The organism is Halegenticoccus tardaugens (assembly GCF_004116405.1).
GTDB lineage: Archaea > Halobacteriota > Halobacteria > Halobacteriales > Haloferacaceae > Halegenticoccus > Halegenticoccus tardaugens.
Genome location: NZ_SDIC01000007.1, coordinates 31,896 through 52,297, shown reverse-complemented (window position 1 = coordinate 52,297; position 20,402 = coordinate 31,896). Strand labels below are relative to the sequence as shown.

General features: G+C 53.5%; 19 protein-coding genes and 3 pseudogenes. 13 read left to right on the top strand and 9 right to left on the bottom strand.

Going from position 1 to position 20,402, the window contains the following annotated elements; translation table 11 throughout:
- Positions 1-34 precede the first annotated feature (34 nt).
- The gene (locus C3L37_RS17665; protein WP_228546317.1) at positions 35-1,390 is read right to left on the bottom strand and encodes a glycoside hydrolase family 47 protein; all 1,356 of its coding nucleotides are present in this window, start codon (positions 1,388-1,390) and stop codon (positions 35-37) included.
- 181 nt (positions 1,391-1,571) lie between these two features.
- Here C3L37_RS17665 and C3L37_RS17660 point away from each other — a divergent pair.
- Positions 1,572-2,037: pseudogene (locus C3L37_RS17660) on the top strand (RNA-guided endonuclease InsQ/TnpB family protein); the annotation flags it as partial.
- Positions 2,038-2,167: 130 nt separating this feature from the next.
- Here the strand turns inward: C3L37_RS17660 and C3L37_RS24990 are convergent.
- The 3 genes and pseudogenes from C3L37_RS24990 to gvpH form a co-directional block, all read right to left on the bottom strand.
- Complete coding sequence (locus C3L37_RS24990) at positions 2,168-2,371, bottom strand: hypothetical protein (protein WP_228546316.1); 204 nt, start codon at positions 2,369-2,371, stop codon at positions 2,168-2,170.
- 899 nt (positions 2,372-3,270) lie between these two features.
- A pseudogene (locus tag C3L37_RS17650) lies at positions 3,271-4,084 on the bottom strand (transposase); the annotation flags it as partial.
- Positions 4,085-4,341: 257 nt separating this feature from the next.
- Positions 4,342-4,869 carry a gas vesicle protein GvpH gene (gene gvpH, locus C3L37_RS17645; RefSeq protein ID WP_164974795.1) on the bottom strand — a complete coding sequence of 176 codons (528 nt, stop codon included), beginning with the start codon at positions 4,867-4,869 and terminating at the stop codon, positions 4,342-4,344.
- A 325-nt stretch (positions 4,870-5,194) separates the two neighbouring features.
- Here gvpH and C3L37_RS24985 point away from each other — a divergent pair.
- Together C3L37_RS24985 and C3L37_RS24980 are read left to right on the top strand one after the other, a co-directional pair.
- Positions 5,195-5,467, top strand: a pseudogene (locus tag C3L37_RS24985) (YhjD/YihY/BrkB family envelope integrity protein); the annotation flags it as partial.
- 40 nt (positions 5,468-5,507) lie between these two features.
- Positions 5,508-5,876: a YhjD/YihY/BrkB family envelope integrity protein gene (locus C3L37_RS24980; protein WP_228546315.1), complete on the top strand. Its 369-nt coding sequence runs from the start codon at positions 5,508-5,510 to the stop codon at positions 5,874-5,876.
- Positions 5,877-6,048: 172 nt separating this feature from the next.
- Here C3L37_RS24980 and C3L37_RS17635 read toward each other — a convergent pair whose 3' ends face one another.
- Complete coding sequence (locus C3L37_RS17635) at positions 6,049-7,125, bottom strand: TrmB family transcriptional regulator (protein ID WP_129115913.1); 1,077 nt, start codon at positions 7,123-7,125, stop codon at positions 6,049-6,051.
- A gap of 139 nt (positions 7,126-7,264) precedes the next feature.
- Between C3L37_RS17635 and C3L37_RS17630 the strand changes: the two genes are divergently transcribed.
- The 5 genes from C3L37_RS17630 to C3L37_RS17610 all read left to right on the top strand — a co-directional run bounded on the left by C3L37_RS17630 (position 7,265) and on the right by C3L37_RS17610 (position 12,817).
- Positions 7,265-8,653: an extracellular solute-binding protein gene (locus C3L37_RS17630; protein WP_164974794.1), complete on the top strand. Its 1,389-nt coding sequence runs from the start codon at positions 7,265-7,267 to the stop codon at positions 8,651-8,653.
- A gap of 88 nt (positions 8,654-8,741) precedes the next feature.
- Positions 8,742-9,689 carry a carbohydrate ABC transporter permease gene (locus tag C3L37_RS17625; protein WP_129115911.1) on the top strand — a complete coding sequence of 316 codons (948 nt, stop codon included), beginning with the start codon at positions 8,742-8,744 and terminating at the stop codon, positions 9,687-9,689.
- Position 9,690: 1 nt separating this feature from the next.
- Entirely contained in the window at positions 9,691-10,554 is an 864-nt protein-coding gene (locus C3L37_RS17620; RefSeq protein ID WP_129115910.1) for a carbohydrate ABC transporter permease, read from the top strand.
- Between the two features lie 86 nt (positions 10,555-10,640).
- A complete protein-coding gene (locus tag C3L37_RS17615; RefSeq protein ID WP_129115909.1) occupies positions 10,641-11,789 on the top strand; it encodes an ABC transporter ATP-binding protein in 1,149 nt (382 codons plus the stop codon).
- The gene (locus C3L37_RS17610) at positions 11,786-12,817 is read left to right on the top strand and encodes a Gfo/Idh/MocA family protein (RefSeq protein ID WP_129115908.1); all 1,032 of its coding nucleotides are present in this window, start codon (positions 11,786-11,788) and stop codon (positions 12,815-12,817) included. Before C3L37_RS17615 ends, C3L37_RS17610 begins: the two co-directional genes overlap by 4 nt.
- On the opposite strand, the gene C3L37_RS17605 is transcribed toward C3L37_RS17610, so the two are convergent.
- Positions 12,802-13,074 carry a hypothetical protein gene (locus C3L37_RS17605; RefSeq protein WP_129115907.1) on the bottom strand — a complete coding sequence of 91 codons (273 nt, stop codon included), beginning with the start codon at positions 13,072-13,074 and terminating at the stop codon, positions 12,802-12,804. The genes C3L37_RS17610 and C3L37_RS17605 overlap by 16 nt on opposite strands.
- A gap of 701 nt (positions 13,075-13,775) precedes the next feature.
- Between C3L37_RS17605 and C3L37_RS17600 the strand changes: the two genes are divergently transcribed.
- Positions 13,776-13,988 carry a hypothetical protein gene (locus tag C3L37_RS17600; protein WP_129115906.1) on the top strand — a complete coding sequence of 71 codons (213 nt, stop codon included), beginning with the start codon at positions 13,776-13,778 and terminating at the stop codon, positions 13,986-13,988.
- Between the two features lie 869 nt (positions 13,989-14,857).
- On the opposite strand, the gene C3L37_RS17595 is transcribed toward C3L37_RS17600, so the two are convergent.
- Entirely contained in the window at positions 14,858-15,979 is a 1,122-nt protein-coding gene (locus C3L37_RS17595; RefSeq protein WP_129115905.1) for a hypothetical protein, read from the bottom strand.
- A 243-nt stretch (positions 15,980-16,222) separates the two neighbouring features.
- Between C3L37_RS17595 and C3L37_RS17590 the strand changes: the two genes are divergently transcribed.
- Positions 16,223-16,444 (top strand): hypothetical protein, encoded by a 222-nt coding sequence (locus tag C3L37_RS17590; protein WP_129115904.1) that lies wholly within the window; start codon positions 16,223-16,225, stop codon positions 16,442-16,444.
- Positions 16,445-16,665: 221 nt separating this feature from the next.
- Here the strand turns inward: C3L37_RS17590 and C3L37_RS17585 are convergent, their stop codons facing one another.
- Positions 16,666-16,959 (bottom strand): PadR family transcriptional regulator, encoded by a 294-nt coding sequence (locus C3L37_RS17585; RefSeq protein WP_129115903.1) that lies wholly within the window; start codon positions 16,957-16,959, stop codon positions 16,666-16,668.
- A 166-nt stretch (positions 16,960-17,125) separates the two neighbouring features.
- The gene (locus tag C3L37_RS17580; RefSeq protein WP_129115902.1) at positions 17,126-17,794 is read right to left on the bottom strand and encodes a DUF7509 family protein; all 669 of its coding nucleotides are present in this window, start codon (positions 17,792-17,794) and stop codon (positions 17,126-17,128) included.
- Positions 17,795-17,905: 111 nt separating this feature from the next.
- Between C3L37_RS17580 and C3L37_RS17575 the strand changes: the two genes are divergently transcribed.
- The 3 genes from C3L37_RS17575 (at position 17,906) to nadA (ending at position 20,402) form a co-directional block, all read left to right on the top strand.
- Positions 17,906-18,298, top strand: a complete 393-nt coding sequence (locus C3L37_RS17575) for a winged helix-turn-helix domain-containing protein (protein ID WP_129115901.1) — start codon at positions 17,906-17,908, stop codon at positions 18,296-18,298.
- A gap of 676 nt (positions 18,299-18,974) precedes the next feature.
- Positions 18,975-19,124: a hypothetical protein gene (locus tag C3L37_RS24490; RefSeq protein ID WP_164974793.1), complete on the top strand. Its 150-nt coding sequence runs from the start codon at positions 18,975-18,977 to the stop codon at positions 19,122-19,124.
- 156 nt (positions 19,125-19,280) lie between these two features.
- Positions 19,281-20,402 (top strand): quinolinate synthase NadA, encoded by a 1,122-nt coding sequence (nadA, locus tag C3L37_RS17570; protein WP_394345803.1) that lies wholly within the window; start codon positions 19,281-19,283, stop codon positions 20,400-20,402.

The window sequence follows — 20,402 nt, the reverse complement described above, 5'->3', positions numbered from 1 at the left end:
CGAAGAACGATGTCTCGGGAATTTTCTGCAGCGTTTATTTTAGACCTCGAAGTACATTCCCTTCAGTAGTCAAATAATAATTCTGGCGATCAAGCCGCTCTGGCTCTGAGAAAAGGAGATATAGGTATTTCATATTTTCAGAGAACCAGTATCCCATCGTCAAATCACCCTGTTGCATCGGCCGTGTTGTGACGTCGTCGATGACCGTGTAGCCGGTCGAAACACGGCAATGTTCCTTCATTTGCTTGTAGTGACGGTAAGCACGTTCGCGGTAGACCTCGTCTCCGGTTTCGTCATAGAGTAAGAGTGCCGGGCCAAGGTACTCCGGTCGAAGATAATAAGTTGTGGAAATAGCAGAGAGATCAGAGTAATCGACGTGCCCAGGGGGCAATCCATACAGTTCATGGACTTCAGTCCATGAATCATGGTATTCACCTCCGAGAGCAGGCTGGCCGGACTCGCAGAGAAGGCCCGCGAAAAATTGTGCCAGTTCGCTCTGTTCTCTGTTCACGAGCTCGCCACTGTTCATATCAACACGTTTGAACCACAGGTTCCCATTGTACCGCTCTGCTTGATGGGTGAGAATCCCATCCAAGAGAACACTGTACCAACGGAGGAGATCAGTATCGCCGAAGAGTACCCACCCGTCCCAGAGGTATTCATAGAGGGAGTCCACAGGCGGCCCGATCCGAGCGACTGGGTCGACCCATTCTCCAGTTTCAACATTGATGGTGGCACCAACTAAATCGAGATCTGACCGACGTTCGTACACCGCCTCCAATGCCTTCTTTGCGGCGTTGTAGTATCGATCGTCATTCACAAGCTCAGAGAGGACACCCCATTCAGCGATATGAGTTCCAATCTCGGCCAAGAAATTTTCAGATCCGCTTACCTCCCCCGTGTGGAGGTTCACGAATCGATACGGCATACCTGTAGCTGACTTTTCGAATGCTGGGAGCAAGCGATCTGCAAGATCTGTAGCTAGGTTTACTAGTGTCTCATTATCGGTAGCTAGATACCCAGCTATGAGCCCACCTACGAGACGGATGGTCGCCTCAAAGACTTGAATCTCTTGATCGTAATCAAATGTGAGATGGTTTTCAATCCACTCAACAGCGATTTCCAATTCACCATCGAGCCCCATCAAATACATCGTATCGAGGCTCTCTATAATCGTCAGTCCGAGCGACTCACCTTCAAGGAAAAACTCGTCGAACGATTTGGAAAGTGGTTTGAGTCGATCGTGGCCGAACGCGTATTCTTTGTATCCCTCCCAGGCATGGAGAAATTCGTTACGGACATCGTTCGCGACTGCAGGATCGGCTGGCCGAGTCGAAGAGGCAGACTGCTGCGTTGGCTTTCCAAGTGTCGTTTTGCTCAGAGTGTGCACCCCGAAACTGCCCCCTAGCAGACCTCCTAAGACAGTACGGCGGTTGAGTACGGTCGGCCGATCAGTTTCAGATGTTAGTTTATTATTATTCATGCTGCATTTTTATTCTGATATACTTTTATTTATATCTACCGGCGAGAGGGTGGAATAGTCGGGGAGCCACGGCTACGTGCGAAACCTACTCTCGAACTACTACGCTCGGGAATACGACCTCGTGGCGGTCGAAGACCTCAACGCGAAAGGGTTGATGGAACTTCCGTCGAACAGCCGGAACCGCGCCGGAGCGGCGTGGGGGCACGTTCCTCCAAGCGCTTGAATACAAGCTCGAGCGCGAAGGCACGCACGTTATCGCCGTTGATCCACGAAGAACGACAAAGAAGCGTTCGGAGTGTGGCGTTTCGACCGAGAAACCGCTATAGGTGCGCGAACACTCGTGCCCGTCGTGCGGGTTCGAAGCGGACCGTGACCTCAACGCCACGTACAACATCCTCTCTCGCGGACTCAATCAAGTAGGGATGGTTCACTCTGATTCAATGCCTGCTGAGACTGCGCTCCCTCCGGACACCAATTCGGTGTCTGCACAGCGCGTCGTGGAAACAGGAAGCCCCGTCCTGCTCAGCCTTGCGGCCTCGCTGGGGGCAGGGTAGTTCACCGTTGTTCCCAGCCCGGTCTGGGGGACTCTGGAAGCTCGCCCGTCGCATCGAGTAGCTCATCCTCAGTCGTCCATGGATAACACCGCCCGTGGAGTTCGAAGAGACGAAAGTCGTTCAAGTGAACTCAGCTGTACGAGGGAACGCCAATATGCTGGTCCTCAAGTTCGTTAGCCACGGCGTCGACAGTGATGTCGCTACCTGCTTGTTCTGTACGTTCGACGAGCGCCTCAAGTTCTGCAGTTTTCGTCTCCTCGTCGACGTCTGTGGCAGCCAGAATCTGTGCCCCAGCAGTGATGGGGAGGAGACGGGCTAAAGGAACGTTTGGCACTTCACATCCTGTTACTCTGATTCCTCCCCAAGCGAGGGTATGCCACACAACCACAAATATCTGTTGGCTTATTATTCCGCCATCCTGTACAGCGACAAGACTGAGTAGTTGTAGTGGGACTTAATCACTTGAATCTACAACACACTACTGAAGAGATAAATAGCTCTTTAACCAGCACGATAACATATTTTTCACTTGTTTACGTGCTGAGTAGATACTATAGCCACGGTGAGAGATTTTTCTGTACCAGCGCTTGATTAGGTTGTTGTGGCTCTGTTGAAACCCTCTTGCCATCTTGCGATTTACTGAGAAGTTCGTTCGTATCGGAACCGCGGAATTCGGTGAGAAGAGTAACTCTTCTCAATGTCAACGCTGAAGGATTTCAACAGAGCCGTTGTTGTCAGAAGGGTGGCTACAGCAACAGTGGTGTTTTGTCCTGGCAGACTGCGAGATAGGCATCGATGAGTTCCTGTTTACGGTGGTGTCGATGAAGGTGGCACCGAAGATGATCGTGACTGGTACAATCATAGTGGCATAGTGGACACGTACTCTGGTAAGCGGATGTCATCATACGGGTAATTTGCTGTAGCCACGGGCATAAACGTGTTGCCAGCCAATTGAGATACTATGTTCAGCATACTTCAAGGTGGAGCCTCCGGCCTCACGGAGCGAACCTCGGAGAAGCAAACGAGTCGGTCGGTGAGGGCATCGACATGGTGGGAGGCAACGTCACGTTGCACTCGATCGTACTATCTCGTAGTGCTATGGTGGCATAAGTTCTGCTCAGTACGGCCCGCCGTAGCCCAGCCCCGAATGGTGGGTCCGCCGACTCCGAAGGACGTTCAGGAGACGGGGCGCAAGAAACGTCCTGTCTCGTCATTTGCGGACGAGGACCACATCAAAGCCCTCCCACTTTGCTCGGTCTTGCGACCTCGCTCGTGGAGAGGAGGATCGGTTACACGGGCAATTTTTCGCGTCGTCTCGCGGAACCACTCGAACAGGTCGCGCCCTCGTACAGCAGTTGCGTGTCGATCGTGGTCGTACAGGCGACGAGATTGTTCGCACCAATATCCAAAGCGGCGGTTTTGTCCGCCAATGGTGGTGCTAGCCGAGAAGTGTCGATTGTGACTGGCTGAAAAGCCCCGAATGTCAGTGCGTGCTCGTCCCAGAACAACTCTAACCGACCCTGCTTGTTGTACTCTTTCCAGTTGAGTTCGCCCCGGACTTCGACCGGAGGCATTCCTGTCGTCCGGGTCTGTATTCGTCGTTCAGGTCTTGGCCGACGAAGATTCCGAGCCGGGAATACTCGCTCAACTCAACTGAATACGACGTATTGCGGATGTACGTGCGGAGTTCTCGGCCGTCTTCGGCGTTGCCCCAGAAGCCGGGTTTGCCGTTTGCTTCTCCCTTTTTCTTGAGCGTGAAGAACGACCGCCACGCTTCGCGGTTCTTCCGTTCGATTTGCTGAACGGTCGAAGTCCCAAGCGTGCCGCCGTAGCGGCCGCATACTCGCTGCTGTCCCATACGTCGGCGTAGTTCTCGCGGCGTTCACGAGACCTTCGGTCTCGTGCGCACACAAAATCGCATCGCGATTTTGGGACGCTCGTAGTTGATTTCGTTCCAGAGTGCGGCAGAAGCGTCCAACAGGCGTCGAAGTAACTCCTCGTCCGCGTCGGACTAAGGAACCACCTCGAACGTGTTGGTCCGCGTCATCAACGACTCCTTGAGTTCGAAGGCTGATGTGTATTTGGATTTTGTGTGTATGTATGGCAAAGAACGTCCACGTAGTAGTTGGCGATGACATGCATGAACGGTTGAAGCGAATCAAGCAAGAACACGGCCTGACGTGAGAAGGGATGTTGCTCCACGCAGCCGATAACTTGGATACCCCGGACTGAGCGTCAGTGGCTGTGTCCTTGTTGTCGGATTCATGCCCGCCGTGAACGCCGGGACTCTCTCTCCTTGATTGTCTACTCGTTGAGCGAGTCGAGATTACCGCCGGGCGGGTGAAGATTTATTTCGAGAATCTCGTTATTGTACATTACAGTATTCACTCGTACTAGTTTCCAGGGCAGCGAAATACGCTCAATAGTTGTGTCCTTGACAATGATGACGAGATCAGACCGCTTCTCGTCTAAACCAACCCTGAGATCGTCAAATGCAACCCCTGGGAGATCAGCAACGACTGTCATTTCATCTTCTCCTTCATACACATCGATGTGATAGTCAGTCGAAGAGCGTGACGTGTCTGTCTTACCACTCGGAGACGACGTAGACGTTGGTTCACTGTCTAATCGCGCCTCAGGCATAGCTGATTGGTGGTCTGGGTCGTGATCAATATGGGTGATATCGACATCAACAAGCCCTCGTAAAAGATCAGCGACTGGACGAAGCCCGATGCCAAGACGAATCCCTGAGTGACGATGGGGAGAGGTGTCTTGCTCAGGATTGGTCTCATCTTGTGTATCCTCATCATTCTCGTCTGGTTGGCGTGCCATAGTCCAGTCCCTCCTGGATTCTCCCGACTTCTTATATAAGAAGAATCGAGGAGAGTAATAAGAGTTGTGGCTAACTGGTCTGAATAGCATTGGTACAGAGATTCAAGGAGAAAGTCTACGAGTTTAGTCGTGTGAGAAGTCACCCCCCTCCGATTAACTTGCCCAGACAACATAGAGAAGCTGTGTATCTCCACTCGGTTGTCTCACGAGCAAAAATGACCAAGACTATTTTCAGTGAAAAGAACGTCACGTTTCTCGCTGGAAGTATCGCCTACAACGCGTTCGTCTCGCTTGTCCCGCTAATCCTGTTCTTCTTCCTTGCGGTATCTATAGTCGGCATCCCCAACTGCAGCAACGGATCATCGAGGTCACCACCAACAGTGTCTCCCCATCGGTCGGCGGGGTCATTAAAGTGATAATTGAACAACAGGCAAGTACCGGATCGACTGCCAGCGCATCTATCATTGGGTTGCTCACGCTCGTCTGGGGTGCGATCAAAGTATTCCGAGGGCTCGACACCGCATTCTCGGAGATCTATGAAACGACCGCGCAGAAGTCGTTCGTCGGCCAGATCAAGAGGGGTCTACTGATGCTCGTCACCCTCACGTTGGGGATCATCGCGATGGTCGTCGCCACCAGTGTCGTCGCGTTCTTCTCGTTCATTCCATTCATCGAATTCGCAGTCCCCTGCTGCTTGTCTTCGGCCTCGTTGTCGCGCTCTTTCCGATGTACTACTTGTTCCCCGGAATCAACGTCGAGCCGCGGTACTTCCAAGGGCAATTGTTGGGACCGTCGGCTGGGCACCCCTCCAGATGCTGTTTCAAGTGTACGTCTCCCTAAGTGGGGGCGGCGGCAATCTCATCGCGAGCGTCCTCCTGTTAGTCACCTGGCTTTACTTTAGCGGCGTCATCCTGCTGCTGGGTGCAGTGGTCAACGCAGTCGTCATCGGCCATGCTGGCAAGCTCGTCGACGCGGGGCGCGAGCCCCCGGCGTTAAAACAGACATGAGCAGTAATGAACTATCGGCGTCTCTATTGGTCCCGTGAGAACCCCACTGACCACTTCGAGGAGATACGTCTAGTAAGCCACCTATGACTAAAGTTGTGGGGTTTCACCACGAGAATCCAATCAAACTAAAGCTGGTGCGGTTTTGAAGTCGTTCTCGTTTAGCGTCCCGGTGTTACAGTGAAATCGAATCGATCGTGAGGCGGGAGAGTTCGAGGTCCTCGATTTGTGCGAATCTTCCTCCAATCCCATAGATCTCTTTTCCATCATCAATAAATATTGACACTTGTCCAGAAACTTCTGAGAGGGAAGGATATCGATTGTTTACCGTCGAACCCGTGTAAACGAGATCTACGATAGTTCCTGTGACGGTCTTTTCCTCACCTGTTTCCGTATCCAACCCTGTCGCAGTGACAGTGATATCAGCGCCTTCGTGGTAAAGAGGAGCAACGTCCACAACACAGCGCCGAATATTGACGTAGGTGATCGGCGGTTCGGTGTCTCGCGTCGTGTATACGATTTCCCATGGTTCCCATAGAGACGCCTCAAAGTACCAATGGAATACATAGGCGAGGGGATGATTGTTCGCAACGATACCAAACTGATACCCAGAGCCTGGTTGCGGTGAGAAACAAATCTTTGATCGATCAACAAGCGTTAAAAATGGCACTGAGAGGTCTCGCAGACTCACCTCAGTAGCCACGCCATCAAAATCAAACCGCTGGTCAAGTTCGTCCGTTGGAGTCTCAGTAGACGTGATTGACAGCTTGATAAATACGTCCCGGTTATGAGCTTCAAGGAGGAACGGACGGAGTTCATGGAATTGTGAAGGGCTAATTGCTAATTGTATTTCTATTTCTGCAGATCGGATAAAGTGCACAGCGCGTTCGGTGACTGTTTCAAGTCGCTTTACTAGTGTGACGTCGTGTTCTCCAAGCGCGGGTGCGCTCCAGAGCTCCTTCAGTTCGTCAGCTGTGTCGGTGAAGGATTCCGCACGTGATCGAAGGTCTGAAATGATCGAATCTGGATCAAGGGCGCGTGCTTGCAAGCTATTTTGTTTGTATGTTTCGACCAGTCCTTTCCTTTCTAGATCGCGAAGGACATCGTAGATACGAGACTTTGGGACACCACTTGTCTCTGCGACTTCAGTGGCGGATGTGGCGCCTTTCCGAACGAGTGTGAGATAGGCATCCGCCTCGTATTGTGTGAATCCTGCTTTCTCGAGTGTATCACGTACCAAATCCAGTTCCATCCTATCCCTAGCAAGATACGATGGGCACAAATGATTTACTACTCCAATGCAACTCGATTATTTCACTACTTCAGTACCTAGCTAACCATAAAGTCTAAATAATAGTACTGGTAAGCGATTCATTATCGGTATGAGAGAAATGACCAAGCAAGATCCAGATACCAGGCTTCCACGACGAACTGCATTGAAACTAGGCGCTGTTACGGGTGCCAGTGCCCTGGTAGGGAGTTTCGCTGGGTGTACTGAGAGATTGAGTGGCGGTGGCTCATCTGATGAGGGGAAACTGATTACGGATGAGCGTATTGGTTCTGAGGATGCCGAGACGGAATTGACTCATTGGCTGTTACCTGAGGCTTCTCACACATACGAAGATAATCCAGCACACGCTAAGGTATACGAACAGATCTTTCGAACGTGGGCGCAGAACCATCCAGATGCTAAAATTGAGCTAGAATATCAGACAAATTTGGAGCAAATGAAAACAAAACTGCTCCAAACGGCTGCCAAGGGGAGCGCTCCATCGATGGCGCAAGTCGACTCATTTTGGGTGCCGAATTTCTCACAGCACCTCCAACCAGTCACGGACGTTATCGAGGATGAAGACGATTGGTTCCCCTTCGTCAAAGAGGTCATGGTCAATGACGGTGAGTGGCAGGCGGTTTGGAAGAACACAGACTGCCGGACGTTGTATTACCGACAGGATCTCATAGATAAGTATAACGATGGAAACCCGCCCGAAACGTGGGACCAACTCATCACCGTAGGACAGGACATCAAAGACAACGAAGGGATGGCCGGGTACATGTACAACGGTGGAAAGTGGGAGGCGACAACCTTTGATAATCTTGCCATGTACTGGGCGCAAGGTGCAGACTTGGTAAACGACCAAGGGAAACCTGTACTCGATGAGCCATCGAATAAAAAAGCCCTGCTGAATGTTTTCGAGTTCTTCAAACGCACTATCGACTCGGGCGTGACACCGAAACGTATCGCCAACATCAACGATTACGCTTTGTTGGAGCAGGCAGCACTGAATGGTGAAACGGCGATGTTTCTCGGCGGGAACTGGCAAATATCAACTATTAAAGAGACTGTTGATAGCAAAGAGGAGTGGCAACAGTGGAAGGTTGCGAAAATTCCGCAAATGTCATCTAATACTGCATCGACTGGGACTGGAGGATGGACTGTCGGCGTCTTTACTCAGGATGACGCAGAACGAACGGCTGCCAAAGAGTATGCCGGGCAATATTCGAAGAAAGAGAATATGGCCGAGTTCTGTAAGACAGGCGCGTATCTTCCGACGCGTAAATCGGTCTTTGAGTCGTCATCGTACTTTTCGGAAGATCCTTACCAGCAGGTATACCAAGAGCTGCTGAAAGACGGTCGCGCTCGGCCTGGTGTCCCGATTTATCTCACGATTTCATCTGAGTGGCAGATTGCCGCTGGGAAGGTTATTACAGGGCAAGCAACCCCACAGAAAGCGGTCGAGACGATGATTACGAACGTAAACTCGGAATATGGGGGGTGACAGTTCAGCCGATGGCATCTCTTGTTGATCATCGCGGAGAGCGACCGCGTGTACAGTCGTCTCTCCCGTACCAGTGGGGTGAGCTGTCATGTCGGTGAATACCGGCTTTCTTCCCGAACCGATTTCTAACGCGTTTGCGGCCGTCACTGGCTCCTTTGAGCGCCTTCAAAACACCCCAGTAACGTGGATTGCTCCGGCTGCGTTCTTTCTACTGATCTTCCGGCTGTATCCACTCTTCGAGGCAGTTCGGATGAGCTTTACGAACATGAGTCTCACCCAGACGGGGTATGAATATATTGGCTTGCAGTCGTATCTCAACACATTATCGTCACCAGCGTTCTGGACAATGGGGAGGGTAACCGTCCTCTTCGTCAGTGCAAGTGTTATTTTACAACTCGTCTGTGGGTTCATCCTTGCGCTCGCAATCGATTATGGAGTCAAGGAGAAACTACGCGGGAGCGTTACAACACGGGTTGCGGTGCTTTCGGCATGGGTTATCCCTGGTATCGTCATTGGCATTCTCTGGAAAATCATGCTCATCGAGACTAACTATGGAGTCGTCAATTATCTCCTTGTCCAGCTGGGCTTCGACGTCGTTTCGTTCCTCTCCGATCCTCAAATGGCCTTACTATCGACTATCATCGCCAATACGTGGCGTGGAACAGCATTCTCAATGATCATGCTGTACGCAGGCCTACAGCAGGTTCCAACGCACCTGTACGATGCGGCTAAGGTGGATGGAGCGAAAGCATTCCAGCGATTCCGCTATGTTACACTCCCGCACATTAAGCCTGTCGTGTTCATCAACCTCGTCCTTATCACCATCTACACGCTGAACACGTTCGATCTGATCATGAGCCTCACAGGCGGTGGGCCTGGTCAAGCGACCGAGGTTCTGGCGCTGTTCATGTATTTCGAAGGATTCAACCGCTTCAACCTTGGAGACGCAGCCGCGGTGGCAGTGTTGATGTTATTGGTGAATATCGTGATGACAGCCATCTACATGCACTTCTTCATTGACGAGGAGGCGATGTAAAATGAGCTCTCAACAGTATTCCCTGAAGTCAACGTTTGAGAGTCTCTCGGGATACACAGCGGCAACGTACGCGGTATATGGGCTTGCGATGGTGTTTTTCCTCTTCCCAGTTCTCTGGGTCATCTCAATGAGTTTGCGGCAACCTGGCGAGGTGCTTTCGTACCCCGTTCAGTTCTTCCCGCGAGACATGACGTTCCAGCCCTATGTTGATGTCTTAGAGGACTCTGATATGCTCCTCTGGGTAGTCAATTCGATCAAAATAGCTGTACTGGAAGTTATCGGTATTCTCCTCGTGACGGTTCCTGGAGCGTATGCATTCTCTCGATTCGATTTCCGTGGGAAGAAGCCCGTGTTATTCGGTGTCCTGTTGTTCCAGATGATTTCCCCGGTCGTCATCGTGATTCCACTATACAACATGATGGCAAAATTAGATTTATTGGATACACACAGTGGTCTCATCCTCCTATATATTGGGTTGCAGGTTCCGTTTTCAATTTGGCTTCTGAAGAGTTACTTCGATACGATCCCCGCTGGCCTTGATGAAGCTGCTCGCGTCGACGGCTGCAGTCGGCTTCAAACGCTAATTTATGTCCTCCTACCGTCTCTAGCACCAGGCATCGCTGTCGTCGCCATCTTCAATTTCGTCTTCTCGTGGGCGGAGTTCGTGATGGCGTTCACCGTACTCGGTGAATCAGATCTTTATACGGTGTCCATTGGACTATTCTCCTTCCAAGGGCAGTATAGTACTGATTGGCGGGTTATTGCAGCAGCCAGTGTCATCGCGATGGTACCGATCCTCATCATGTTCGTGGGTCTCCAACGATACTTCGTCAAAGGACTCGTCGAGGGGGCGGTCAAAGGATGAGCTGCGCTCGATCATTTCTGCATTTTCTGACGGCATCGTCACCTGAAACGACAGCAACAGCAAGATACATCCCCCAAGAGTAATCAATGTCACAGATCGAAATCGATCACTTAACGAAGCGGTACCGTGATGGATCAAGCAACTTTATCGTCGCAGTCGAGGATCTCACCCTCGAGCTCGAAGGCGGGGAATTCCTCGTCCTCGTCGGTCCTTCTGGATGCGGCAAATCGACCACGCTTCGCTGTATTGCGGGACTTGAATCCGTAAGCGAAGGTGAAATCCGCTTCGGTGGGAATCCAGTTACGGATGCTACCCCCGAAGAGCGGAATATCGCGATGGTGTTCCAAAATTACGCACTCTACCCGCACATGACCGCACGGCAAAATCTCGCATTCGGATTGAAAATGACAACAGATCTTACACAGGAACAACGAGAAAAGCGTGCCGTCGAAGCCGCACGAATGTTAGGTATTGAAGATCTCCTCGATGATAAACCCAAGGAACTATCTGGTGGACAGCAACAACGGGTAGCACTCGGTCGCGCGATCGTCCGTGAACCAGAAGTGTTCTTGATGGACGAGCCGCTGTCGAACCTCGACGCAAAACTGCGGGCACAGATGCGGATGGAAATTCAGCAACTTCAGCAAGACCTCGGAGTTACAACTGTGTATGTGACACACGATCAAACAGAGGCGATGACCATGGGTGATCGCATCGCCGTACTAGATGGAGGGAACCTGCAGCAGGTCGGGACACCACTCGAGTGTTACTATGAACCTGCAAACCTCTTTGTAGCGAACTTCATTGGCGAACCCTCGATGAATTTCTTCTCAATGACTGTTGATGGCGGTTCGCTGGCGAGCGATACCCTTCAATATGACCTCTCGGATCAACATCGCGATGCTGTCGCTGGGAATACAGCTGTTACACTAGGTATTCGGCCAGAGGATGTCAAGGTTGTAGAAAGCGCGGGACGGAATACATTCACTGGGACTGTTATAGTCGTCGAGCCAATGGGCGACCAGAACTTTCTCCATCTCGATGTTGGTGGTGTAGAGGTCACCACCGCAGTGGCCGGAGAGTATGAAGTCGCGGAAGGTGCTGACGTAATGCTATCCTTCCCAGAGTCGAGAATCCATCTCTTCGAGACGAACTCTGGCAGGGCACTCATCAACTGTCAGCGACACAGTGCTGAAATTCCGACGGTCAGTGACGTTGGAGGGGAAACCGTATGACAGTCTCTCTCGCCGCGATCGGGCTCGGTCAATTGGGAATGCACGAGCTTGGCGTCTACGACCGGATGCCCGATGTCGAAATCGTGGCTGGTGCTGATATTGATTCTGCGAGTCGTGAAACCTTTGCGGGCGAATATGCCGTGCCGACTTACGTAGAGTACGAGGAAATGCTTGCGGAGCACGCCGATGAGCTGGATGCTGTTAACATCGTCACCCCCCATACGCTCCACTATGATCAAGCAATGTCATGCTTGAAGAAGGACCTTCACGTCTTTCTCGAAAAGCCTCTTACCACTGATGTTAACGATGCACAAACTCTTGTTTCAACAGCAGCGGAGTATGACCGAACCCTTGTTGTCGGATATCAGCGACACTACCATCCCGCATATCAAAAGATCAAAGAGATCGTTGACGATGGTCGTCTGGGTGATATCCACGCAGTAAACTGTTATATGGGTCAAGACTGGATTCGCAAGTTCACTGACGCCTGGCGAACGCGACCCACGCTCTCAGGTGGTGGGCAACTGTATGATTCTGGCTCACACTTGCTCGACACCCTTTTGTGGACAACTGGGACGACTCCAATCTCGGTTGGAGCGACAATGGATTATCAGGATCACGAAGTGGACGTCAATAGCGCGCTCTTACTCCAGTTAGAGCGTGACGGCCTGCCAGTCACCGCTAGTCTCGTCGTGACCGCAGATGGTGTCGAAGACCCGAGTACCTATGAAGGACTGGTCATCTGGGGTAGCGATGGACGGCTGACGTACAACCGTGACGTGCTTACCGTCACAGAGCGCGGCGATGACTCGGTCGAGATTCCGATTCAGGGCGAGACAGATTTCTTGACCCTATTAGACCGGAAGCTTACCGATTTCATCGAGGCTGTTCGGAATGACCATCCCCCCTCTGTCCCCGGTTCGTATGGGTTGACAGTCGTAGCTTTGACCGAGGCGGCGTACAAAGCCCACGAAAGCCAATCTATGGTCGAAATACAGAGCATTTTACCCTCTCAGGTAAGCCACTGAACGACTCCCCCCTCCCGCTCGCCTTCGGGACACGTTGAGAATTCTATGGGGGAGATGCTGACATAGATCCGTCGAAATCGTTCACGAAGAAGGGAAGAGGTGACCGTCTGGATCATCCAGACATGGTATGAGACGAATAACTCGCCGAGAAGGACGCCCAACTCGACGCCTACGAAGCGCGTCTCGAAGACCTCGAAGCACGCCAGCACGTCGACCTCCGCGATGTCGAAGACAAGGCTGACGCGGCGCTCTAACACATTTGGATCGCCAACCAATCCGTTGATGACATCCTCCCCGCCGTAAACGGCGGGGCTTCCCCATACAGGAGGAACCCGGCATGACGCCGGTTCGGTTTCAGGACGCTTCGCGCCACGTTCGCCGGGACGGGGTTCATCCCTCCGGCGGCGTGTCCTGTGGCACCGTCACCAGTGCTCCTATCCCGAAGCGAGTCATTGCCACGCGGTTTCTCAACGCGGCTCTCTCCCACCGGGTTACCCTTGCGGGAGGTCGTTATACCGTTTCTACCCGGCTTTCTGACGGTGCCTGCCGAAACGGACTTATGAGCACCCCGCCCGGACAGCCGAGCGGCAACCCTCTGCATGCAGATTTGTATCTCTGCTACCGGTATTTGGTTCCGCGAGATACTACGCATTGGAATTCCTACCTGCCGATTAGCGGCAATTGCGCCACAGAGCGTACGCGATTCACGCCCGCCGTGAATGGCGGGATTCTCTTGCTGTTTAAAGATAGGCGCTGACAAGCTCGATCTTCCGGTGATGTACGGACAACCTGTGGTCTCTTGACGAGAATGGGATGATAGAGTTGCGAGCGCATACCCTCGTCTTCAGGCGCGCGAGGAGGTCAACTTGCATTCAACGCTTCTGGGAGCCTCAGAAACACGGTCTGAGCGCCGTGTCTGACTGAAACTTATTACCGTTCGTCCTGCAACTCCCAGTAGATGAATCCTCGCACACCACTGCCGCCGCGGGCGAAAGAGGCGCTTGACGTGCTTCGGTCGCCGGTCGAGAACGCAGGTGGTGACCTTCCTCGTGAGCAAGCTCTCGCAGTAATTGCGTCTGAGTTCGACGAGGAGTCTGCGGAGGGGCTGTTGAATATCCTGCACAGCCGCGGCTACATCTACTACGTTGACGATCAGATCCGCATTACGTAGGCTCGCTATCTCGTGAGTCCGCAATCTTCACACTGACAGAGGGTTTCTAGTGTGACTTTCGAGGGTAGGCGAGGGCGGTCTCCTGGAGGTACTGATCTTCCCACTCGCGGCGCTCTCTCAGGGTGGAGCGACCTTCGTCGGTGATTTGGTAGAAGTTGGTGTGCTGGTCGATCCTTTATCGGAGCGTATTCATGAGACGAATATAAAGTGCCTCCAATTGCGCATCACTCACACAGCAGAGACGATACATCCATACACGAATTCGAGATTCAGCACGATGCCCTGCACGGATCAAAACTCGTCCTCTGGAACCCGTCGCTCGGAGAGCTCAATACGTTGATCTTCCACGTTTACGGAGATCCGGAAGCATAGCGAGAGGTGCTCAGCGTTCGTAAGGAGACGCTCACAAGATTGCAGGGCGAGGAAGCCCACGACTGTAGTCGTGGGATGAATCGCCCATCTTTGGTCGCAAACACCGGAATCAGAAGTCTTACGCCCCTTCCCGGCGTATCTGTGATACTCCTCGGTGGCCAAAACGGACACCGTGGAGGGGCCACCGTAGGCTGGCCCTGAACTCGGGGACTGTGACCGCGAACGGGTTTGACTCCCGCCCCCATCTTGGGGTAGAGCGTGAGAACACCGGGAATTAAAGCCGGGTGAGTCGGCTTCGGACGTAGACCACGGGTCAGAAAACCACGCAGGAACCCCCTCCGTGTGCCTGACCTGCCGATGTGAACCGGCACCCATGAGTGATCGAGTCGTGTGCCGAAACCGTCGGGGGAAAGCCCACGACTGTAGTCGTGGGTAGCTTACCTACAAGATCACTCCGGTGATGAATGATCTCTATTACTGTTCAGTCTTCAATATTTTTACGCTTTTGTGTAGTGCCATTCAAAACCAACTGGATTTAATGGAGGAGCTAACGGGCTTGTTGGGAGAGCCGGCGTTGGTTCGGGACGATTGTACGCTCGTGGCGCGATATCATTCGGTGAGGAGGGGTAAAACAGCGATGCTAGTGCATGGATGTGTTGCCGCCCTACGCCAAGCTCGGTCTGTCCACCACCATACATTTTGATATCATGCTCAAGACAATATTCGATTGTCTCAAAAAGCCGTTGGAGCGTTCCAAAGCGTGACGGTTTGATGTTGATCCACTCGGGTACGAACGGTAACTCTCCAATGCTACTGACGCCTGTGATCGGCGCATCCCACGTGATTCGATGAGAAATTCCGTCGAATAGGGCAAGAGTTTCGTTGGTCAAGACCGGATCTTCGATAAGCACATCTGGAAACTGGTCGAAAAGGAGACGATAGAGGCTCGGATCTGAAGGCTGATCGACCATTGTGCCTTGATATTGGCCTTTAAAATCCAGAATTCGAATAGCATCGGTCGCTGCAAGATCAGTAATTAGGGTATCTGACCAATCAGAGGTTGCGTCGAGTTTGAACTCTAACTCAGAATTCAATTCGAGCCAGGTTGCGATCCGGTCGAACGTCGGCGGATCGCCGAGCCGATTGCTCACAACAAATCGAACAGGGTCATAGTCGCGGTCGAAGATCGTAGCGAGATTCAACTCAGCCTGTTTGAGCGCCAGGTCAAGAGCAGCACTCTCGAATGCCCATCGCCGATAAAATTGGGAGGCTTTCCGCTCAGGTGGTCGGCCAGGGAAGAGATTTATTTCATCGAGTGCAGACGAAAAAGATTCTAAGGTATACTCACCTGCGATGGGGAGCGTAATCGGCGACTCGATAAGTGCGAAATGGTCTATATGATCATATGTTACATCTTCCCCACATCCAACAGATCCATTTCCAGTGAGGGAAATTTGGGTACAGGGCCGGGCAATAGTCGACGGAGATGGAGTTGCATCTTGAACATCTAATATAATACTTGCTCGAGCGAAGTCGCCAGAACTATTCTCTTCCTTGAAGTGTAAATCATACCTCTCGATGATAACTTCCAAATCTTTTATCTGATTGTATAGCTTCATACCATGACATACAACGCCAATCTATGAATACGATAAGGTCAGAGTCTCCAAGATAGAGTTTGAATATATCAGATTATGTACTGACCAGTTGGTATGCTCAACCTGCCACGTGATGCGGACGTGGTGAGAGACGATACAAATGTACTAATCGTCGCGATGGCTCGACTTTAGTTCCTCCCGCCCGGCGTGTCCAAACCATAATCCACTCATCCGGCGACGACACGGACGATTACGGAAGTCTGGATGAGCATCCGGATGCGGGGTGAGTCAGGTCGAAGCTGGATTGCAGCCAGTGGTGTGATCTCGCTCGTGCTAGCCATCTTCCTCTGGACAGAATTGCCCGCCGACGCGCTGTGGGTTATTGGGCTCCTCGTTGGGGTAAATCTGCTCCTGACTGGTGTTTCGATGGTCGGTGTGGCGCTCGGTGCCCGCCATGGCGAAAAGGACGCCACCGCGCCTGCCTGAGCATAGTAGAGCCGAGTCACTACTTTTGCCAATAACCGAAAGAGAAGGGCGGCTTACGAACACCCTCTTCTCAGTGCGGCACTCAGTGGGGAAAATCGCATGACTGCGGCACACAAACGTGCGCGTTATCGCTGCAGAGCCCCAGCCGGGCTAATGAATTTCGATGATGTTGACAGCCACATGATCGCCACATATACGGTTCTCTGGTGTGACTCTCGGAGTTAGGCGAACGCAGTCTCTCGGAGGTACTGGTCTTCCCACTCACGACGCTCTCTGAGGGCGGTGCGGCCCTCGTCGGTGAGTTCGTAGTAATTGGTCCGGCGGTCGATCTGCCCCTTCTCGACGTAGCCCATGTCGACAAGGACATCCAAGTTGGGGTACAATCGGCCGTGGTTGATTTCTTCGTCGAGGTTTTCTTCGAGCTCTGTTTTGATCTGTTGGCCCGAGGGCTGGTCGTGGCCGGCGATGACGATCAACAGGTCTCGCTGGAAGCCACTGAGGTCAAAGAGGGTCATCACCAAGAAGGTACAGCAGCCACGGATATAATCATCAGCATTGTGTAGTGTGAGTGACTTACCGACGGGAGGGATAGTCTTTAGACTATATTGACCAATTGAAAAGTCAAGAAGTTTGATTACGTTCGATCCATTGCCCATCAACGGCTTCTTTTCGGCGCGCGCTTCAGTCGAGGCGGTCAAGCGAGCCGTAGAACTCCTCGTTTTGAATATGAGTGCAGAACTGTGCACAGAGTCGACAGCAGTCGGCGGCATCCGTGAACGTCCGGACGCTGGCGTCCCAGCGTGCGTGGACTGATCCGAGCATCGCACTCCGCACTGATGGTTCGGTCGCGACCATCATCCGTCGGGTGCGTTCTGGTGGCGTGGCCTCGGCCGCTGATTCCTGCATGCCGTCGTCCGACAGCAGATCCTCGAAGACGCTCCCGATCTCGATACCGACGCCGAGATTGTCACCCACCTGTGGCGCGATGAAAATGGTCACGTTGCTCGCCCGCGCGAAGGCGATACTCTGTGTCGCGGCGTCCATTTCGTCGAGTAGGATCCCAACATCGATTGCGAGGAAGGCGTTGAAGCCACGGTCGCGGAGACAGTCACGCGTCGCCTGGAGGAGCCGCAAAACCTCGTCCTCGGCGTACTCACCGCTGGCCTCGTTCCACGTCGCAAACGATGGAACGTCGGTCTCAACATCGGCGTCCTCTGGTAGCAGTGTGTCAACGTCGAACGTCCGGTACGGACCCATCAAATAAACGAGAAAATACTCGCGCCGGACTGGGGGAAGGGCATCCGAGTCACCGACCGCCCGAGGGAGATTGTCGATAATCCGATCCCGCATTCGAATCGCTGATTCGGAACGGTAGCTTATAAAATCGGGTGTTTTCAGGAAAATTCTACTAGAGAACGACTAAGTACGTGGCGCGATAATCCTCGACCCGAGGTATCCACAATGGCTGAAACCGACCGCCGTCCAACCGACGAGGTCCGCCAGCCAGAGCCCCCGCTTCCCGAGGAAAGCGGGCTGACTCTCGAGGAGTACCTTGCAATGCAGCAGGCAATTGGCCACCCGACGCGGTTTCGCATCCTACGCACGCTTATCGCCAACGACGAACTGAGCGCCGCCGAACTCAAATCGGCGGTCGACATCGAACCCCACAACTTCCACTATCACCTCGCCGAACTAGTCGACGTCGGGCTCGTCGACAAGCGCCAGCGGCGGACCGCCGACAGTCAGGGATTCTACACGTACTACTGGCCGACCGCGATGGGACGCGACATTCTCGAACACGGCATTGAGGAGTTGATGCGCCGCGAACGCGAGTTCAACGACGCGTATTCGTGATAGTCCCCCACGACTACAGTCGTGGGCTTCCTCAGTCCACGACAGGACTGTCACCACAACAGGCGGCAAAGCGGTCCCAGTCTCCAGAGGCGTTCGGGTCGGGTCGGGTCGGTTCTACCCATCCCTCCCGTCCCATACGACTGTCTGGCATAGAACCTAACAATGTCGGATTCATCCCATGACTAAAGTCGTGGGTTTTCTCCTCGAACCTCTGTAATCGAATTTCGCGGGCGTCGCCGCAGTCAGTACCACGTATACTCAGCCGCCTCATCCCTCGACGAGTTCCTCATCCAGTCCTGCTTTTTGAAAAATTCTCGCGGTTTCGATTCGAACGGCGGCGGAGTCGCCCATATGTCGACGCTGCGAACTCGACCGCTTCCTCAAGTGCCGTCCCAGTCCGTAGAGCGCAGAGCGGACGACCGTGCTATAGAACTCGTCGTAACAGAACTGGCGATCCTTCCGCCAGTACTCGGGAACGAACCGCACGCCAAGTGCTTGATGCGTGGGGCAGATTCCCCTCCGAAGCTGCCCGATGTTTCGAAAATCGATTTGCCACGTTTCGTCCGGTCTGATCTCGACGATGAAGGACGCGCCGAGAAGCGCATCCGAACCGTGATCCGCCGTTCGATACAGGAACGCCGTATTGAGCGTCTTGTTTTTGTATCGTCCCGCGTGAATGTGGCCAGAGAGGTACGCTTTCCCCGCGAAGTGCGTCACGGCTTTCGTCGACGCTGTCGATCTGACCGCCGCAGGCGACTCGCTCGTCGTCCTCGTCACGTTGACGGTGCTCGCCATCGGCGCGTTCTACCGGTCGATACGCTCGTGACGACGCCGAACCGTGACGTTTGATACCAATAATCAATCTCGCTCAACCGTCGCTATTAACACGAAGAATCTACCAGAACGGAGTACGAAGGAAAAATGTTTTCAATAATAGACACCGTCTGTGAATATACCAACAGGTGGGCAAATCGTGCCTGAAATGGAAACAGTCCGATTCGAGACTGACCTCAGTCTCTTCAAATACGACAACCTCGAGCAGCTCCCCCCACACTACCGGGGCCTCGAGGAGAACGAACGGAGCGAGCGCATCGAAGCCGCGTTCGACGCACTCGGCGACGACGTCGTCGTTCTCGGACACAACTACCAGCGCCGCGAGATCATCGAGCACGCGGACTGCATCGGCGACTCCTACCAGCTCAGCAAGTGGGCCGCCGAATCGGACGCGAAGTACGTGATATTCGGCGGCGTGACGTTCATGGCTGAGTCCGCGGACATCATCACGGACGACGACCAGACCGTGATCCTCCCGAGCATGGAGGCGTCGTGCCCGATGGCCGGAATGGCCGAGGCGCTCCAAGTCGACGCCGCCTGGGCAGAGATCACCGCTGAGACGGATGAGCGCATCATCCCGATCACGTACATGAACAGCTACGCCGACCTCAAGGCCTTCTGCGCCGAACAGGGCGGGCTGGTCTGTACGTCCTCGAACGCCTCGTGCGCGTTCGAGTACGCCTTCGAGAAGGGCGACAAAATCCTCTTCCTGCCCGATAAGCACCTCGGGGAGAACACGGCCTACCAGCTTGGAATGGAGGACGAGATCGTCGAGTGGGATCCCTGGGACCCCGAGTCGAAGGACGCGAGCAAGGCCGTCGAGAACGACGTCATCCTCTGGGACGGCTATTGCCAGGTCCACGAGCGCTTCCGGGTCGAGCACATAGAACAAATCCGCGCCGACCACCCCGACGTGAACGTCATCGTCCACCCGGAGTGTCGCCGCGAGGTCGTCGAAGCGGCTGACGAGGCTGGCTCGACCGCCCGCATCTGTGAGACCGTCGAGGAGGCCGACCCCGGCGACACTTGGGCCGTCGGCACGGAGATCCACCTCACGCACCACCTCCAGCGCTGGCACCCGGAGGTGAAGGTCCTCCCTCTCTGCGGCGAGGCGTGCATGGACTGCAACGCGATGCGCCAGATCGATCCAAACTACCTCACCTGGATCCTTGAAGAACTCGTCGAGGGCCGCGAGCGCAACGTCATCGAGGTCGCACCCGCTGAGAAGGAACTCGCGCGCGTCGCGCTCAACCGGATGCTGGAGATCTAA

Bases quoted from the DNA above. Each gene is read 5' to 3' on its own strand.
- gvpH (WP_164974795.1), bottom strand. From the start codon at position 4,869: ATGGCACGCCAACCAGACGAGAATGATGAGGATACACAAGATGAGACC.
- C3L37_RS17635 (WP_129115913.1), bottom strand. From the start codon at position 7,125: ATGGAACTGGATTTGGTACGTGATACACTCGAGAAAGCAGGATTCACA.
- C3L37_RS17630 (WP_164974794.1), top strand. From the start codon at position 7,265: ATGACCAAGCAAGATCCAGATACCAGGCTTCCACGACGAACTGCATTG.
- C3L37_RS17625 (WP_129115911.1), top strand. From the start codon at position 8,742: ATGTCGGTGAATACCGGCTTTCTTCCCGAACCGATTTCTAACGCGTTT.
- C3L37_RS17620 (WP_129115910.1), top strand. From the start codon at position 9,691: ATGAGCTCTCAACAGTATTCCCTGAAGTCAACGTTTGAGAGTCTCTCG.
- C3L37_RS17615 (WP_129115909.1), top strand. From the start codon at position 10,641: ATGTCACAGATCGAAATCGATCACTTAACGAAGCGGTACCGTGATGGA.
- C3L37_RS17610 (WP_129115908.1), top strand. From the start codon at position 11,786: ATGACAGTCTCTCTCGCCGCGATCGGGCTCGGTCAATTGGGAATGCAC.
- C3L37_RS17600 (WP_129115906.1), top strand. From the start codon at position 13,776: ATGAATCCTCGCACACCACTGCCGCCGCGGGCGAAAGAGGCGCTTGAC.
- C3L37_RS17595 (WP_129115905.1), bottom strand. From the start codon at position 15,979: ATGAAGCTATACAATCAGATAAAAGATTTGGAAGTTATCATCGAGAGG.
- C3L37_RS17590 (WP_129115904.1), top strand. From the start codon at position 16,223: ATGAGCATCCGGATGCGGGGTGAGTCAGGTCGAAGCTGGATTGCAGCC.
- C3L37_RS17585 (WP_129115903.1), bottom strand. From the start codon at position 16,959: ATGACCCTCTTTGACCTCAGTGGCTTCCAGCGAGACCTGTTGATCGTC.
- C3L37_RS17580 (WP_129115902.1), bottom strand. From the start codon at position 17,794: ATGCGGGATCGGATTATCGACAATCTCCCTCGGGCGGTCGGTGACTCG.
- C3L37_RS17575 (WP_129115901.1), top strand. From the start codon at position 17,906: ATGGCTGAAACCGACCGCCGTCCAACCGACGAGGTCCGCCAGCCAGAG.
- C3L37_RS24490 (WP_164974793.1), top strand. From the start codon at position 18,975: ATGTGGCCAGAGAGGTACGCTTTCCCCGCGAAGTGCGTCACGGCTTTC.
- nadA (WP_394345803.1), top strand. From the start codon at position 19,281: ATGGAAACAGTCCGATTCGAGACTGACCTCAGTCTCTTCAAATACGAC.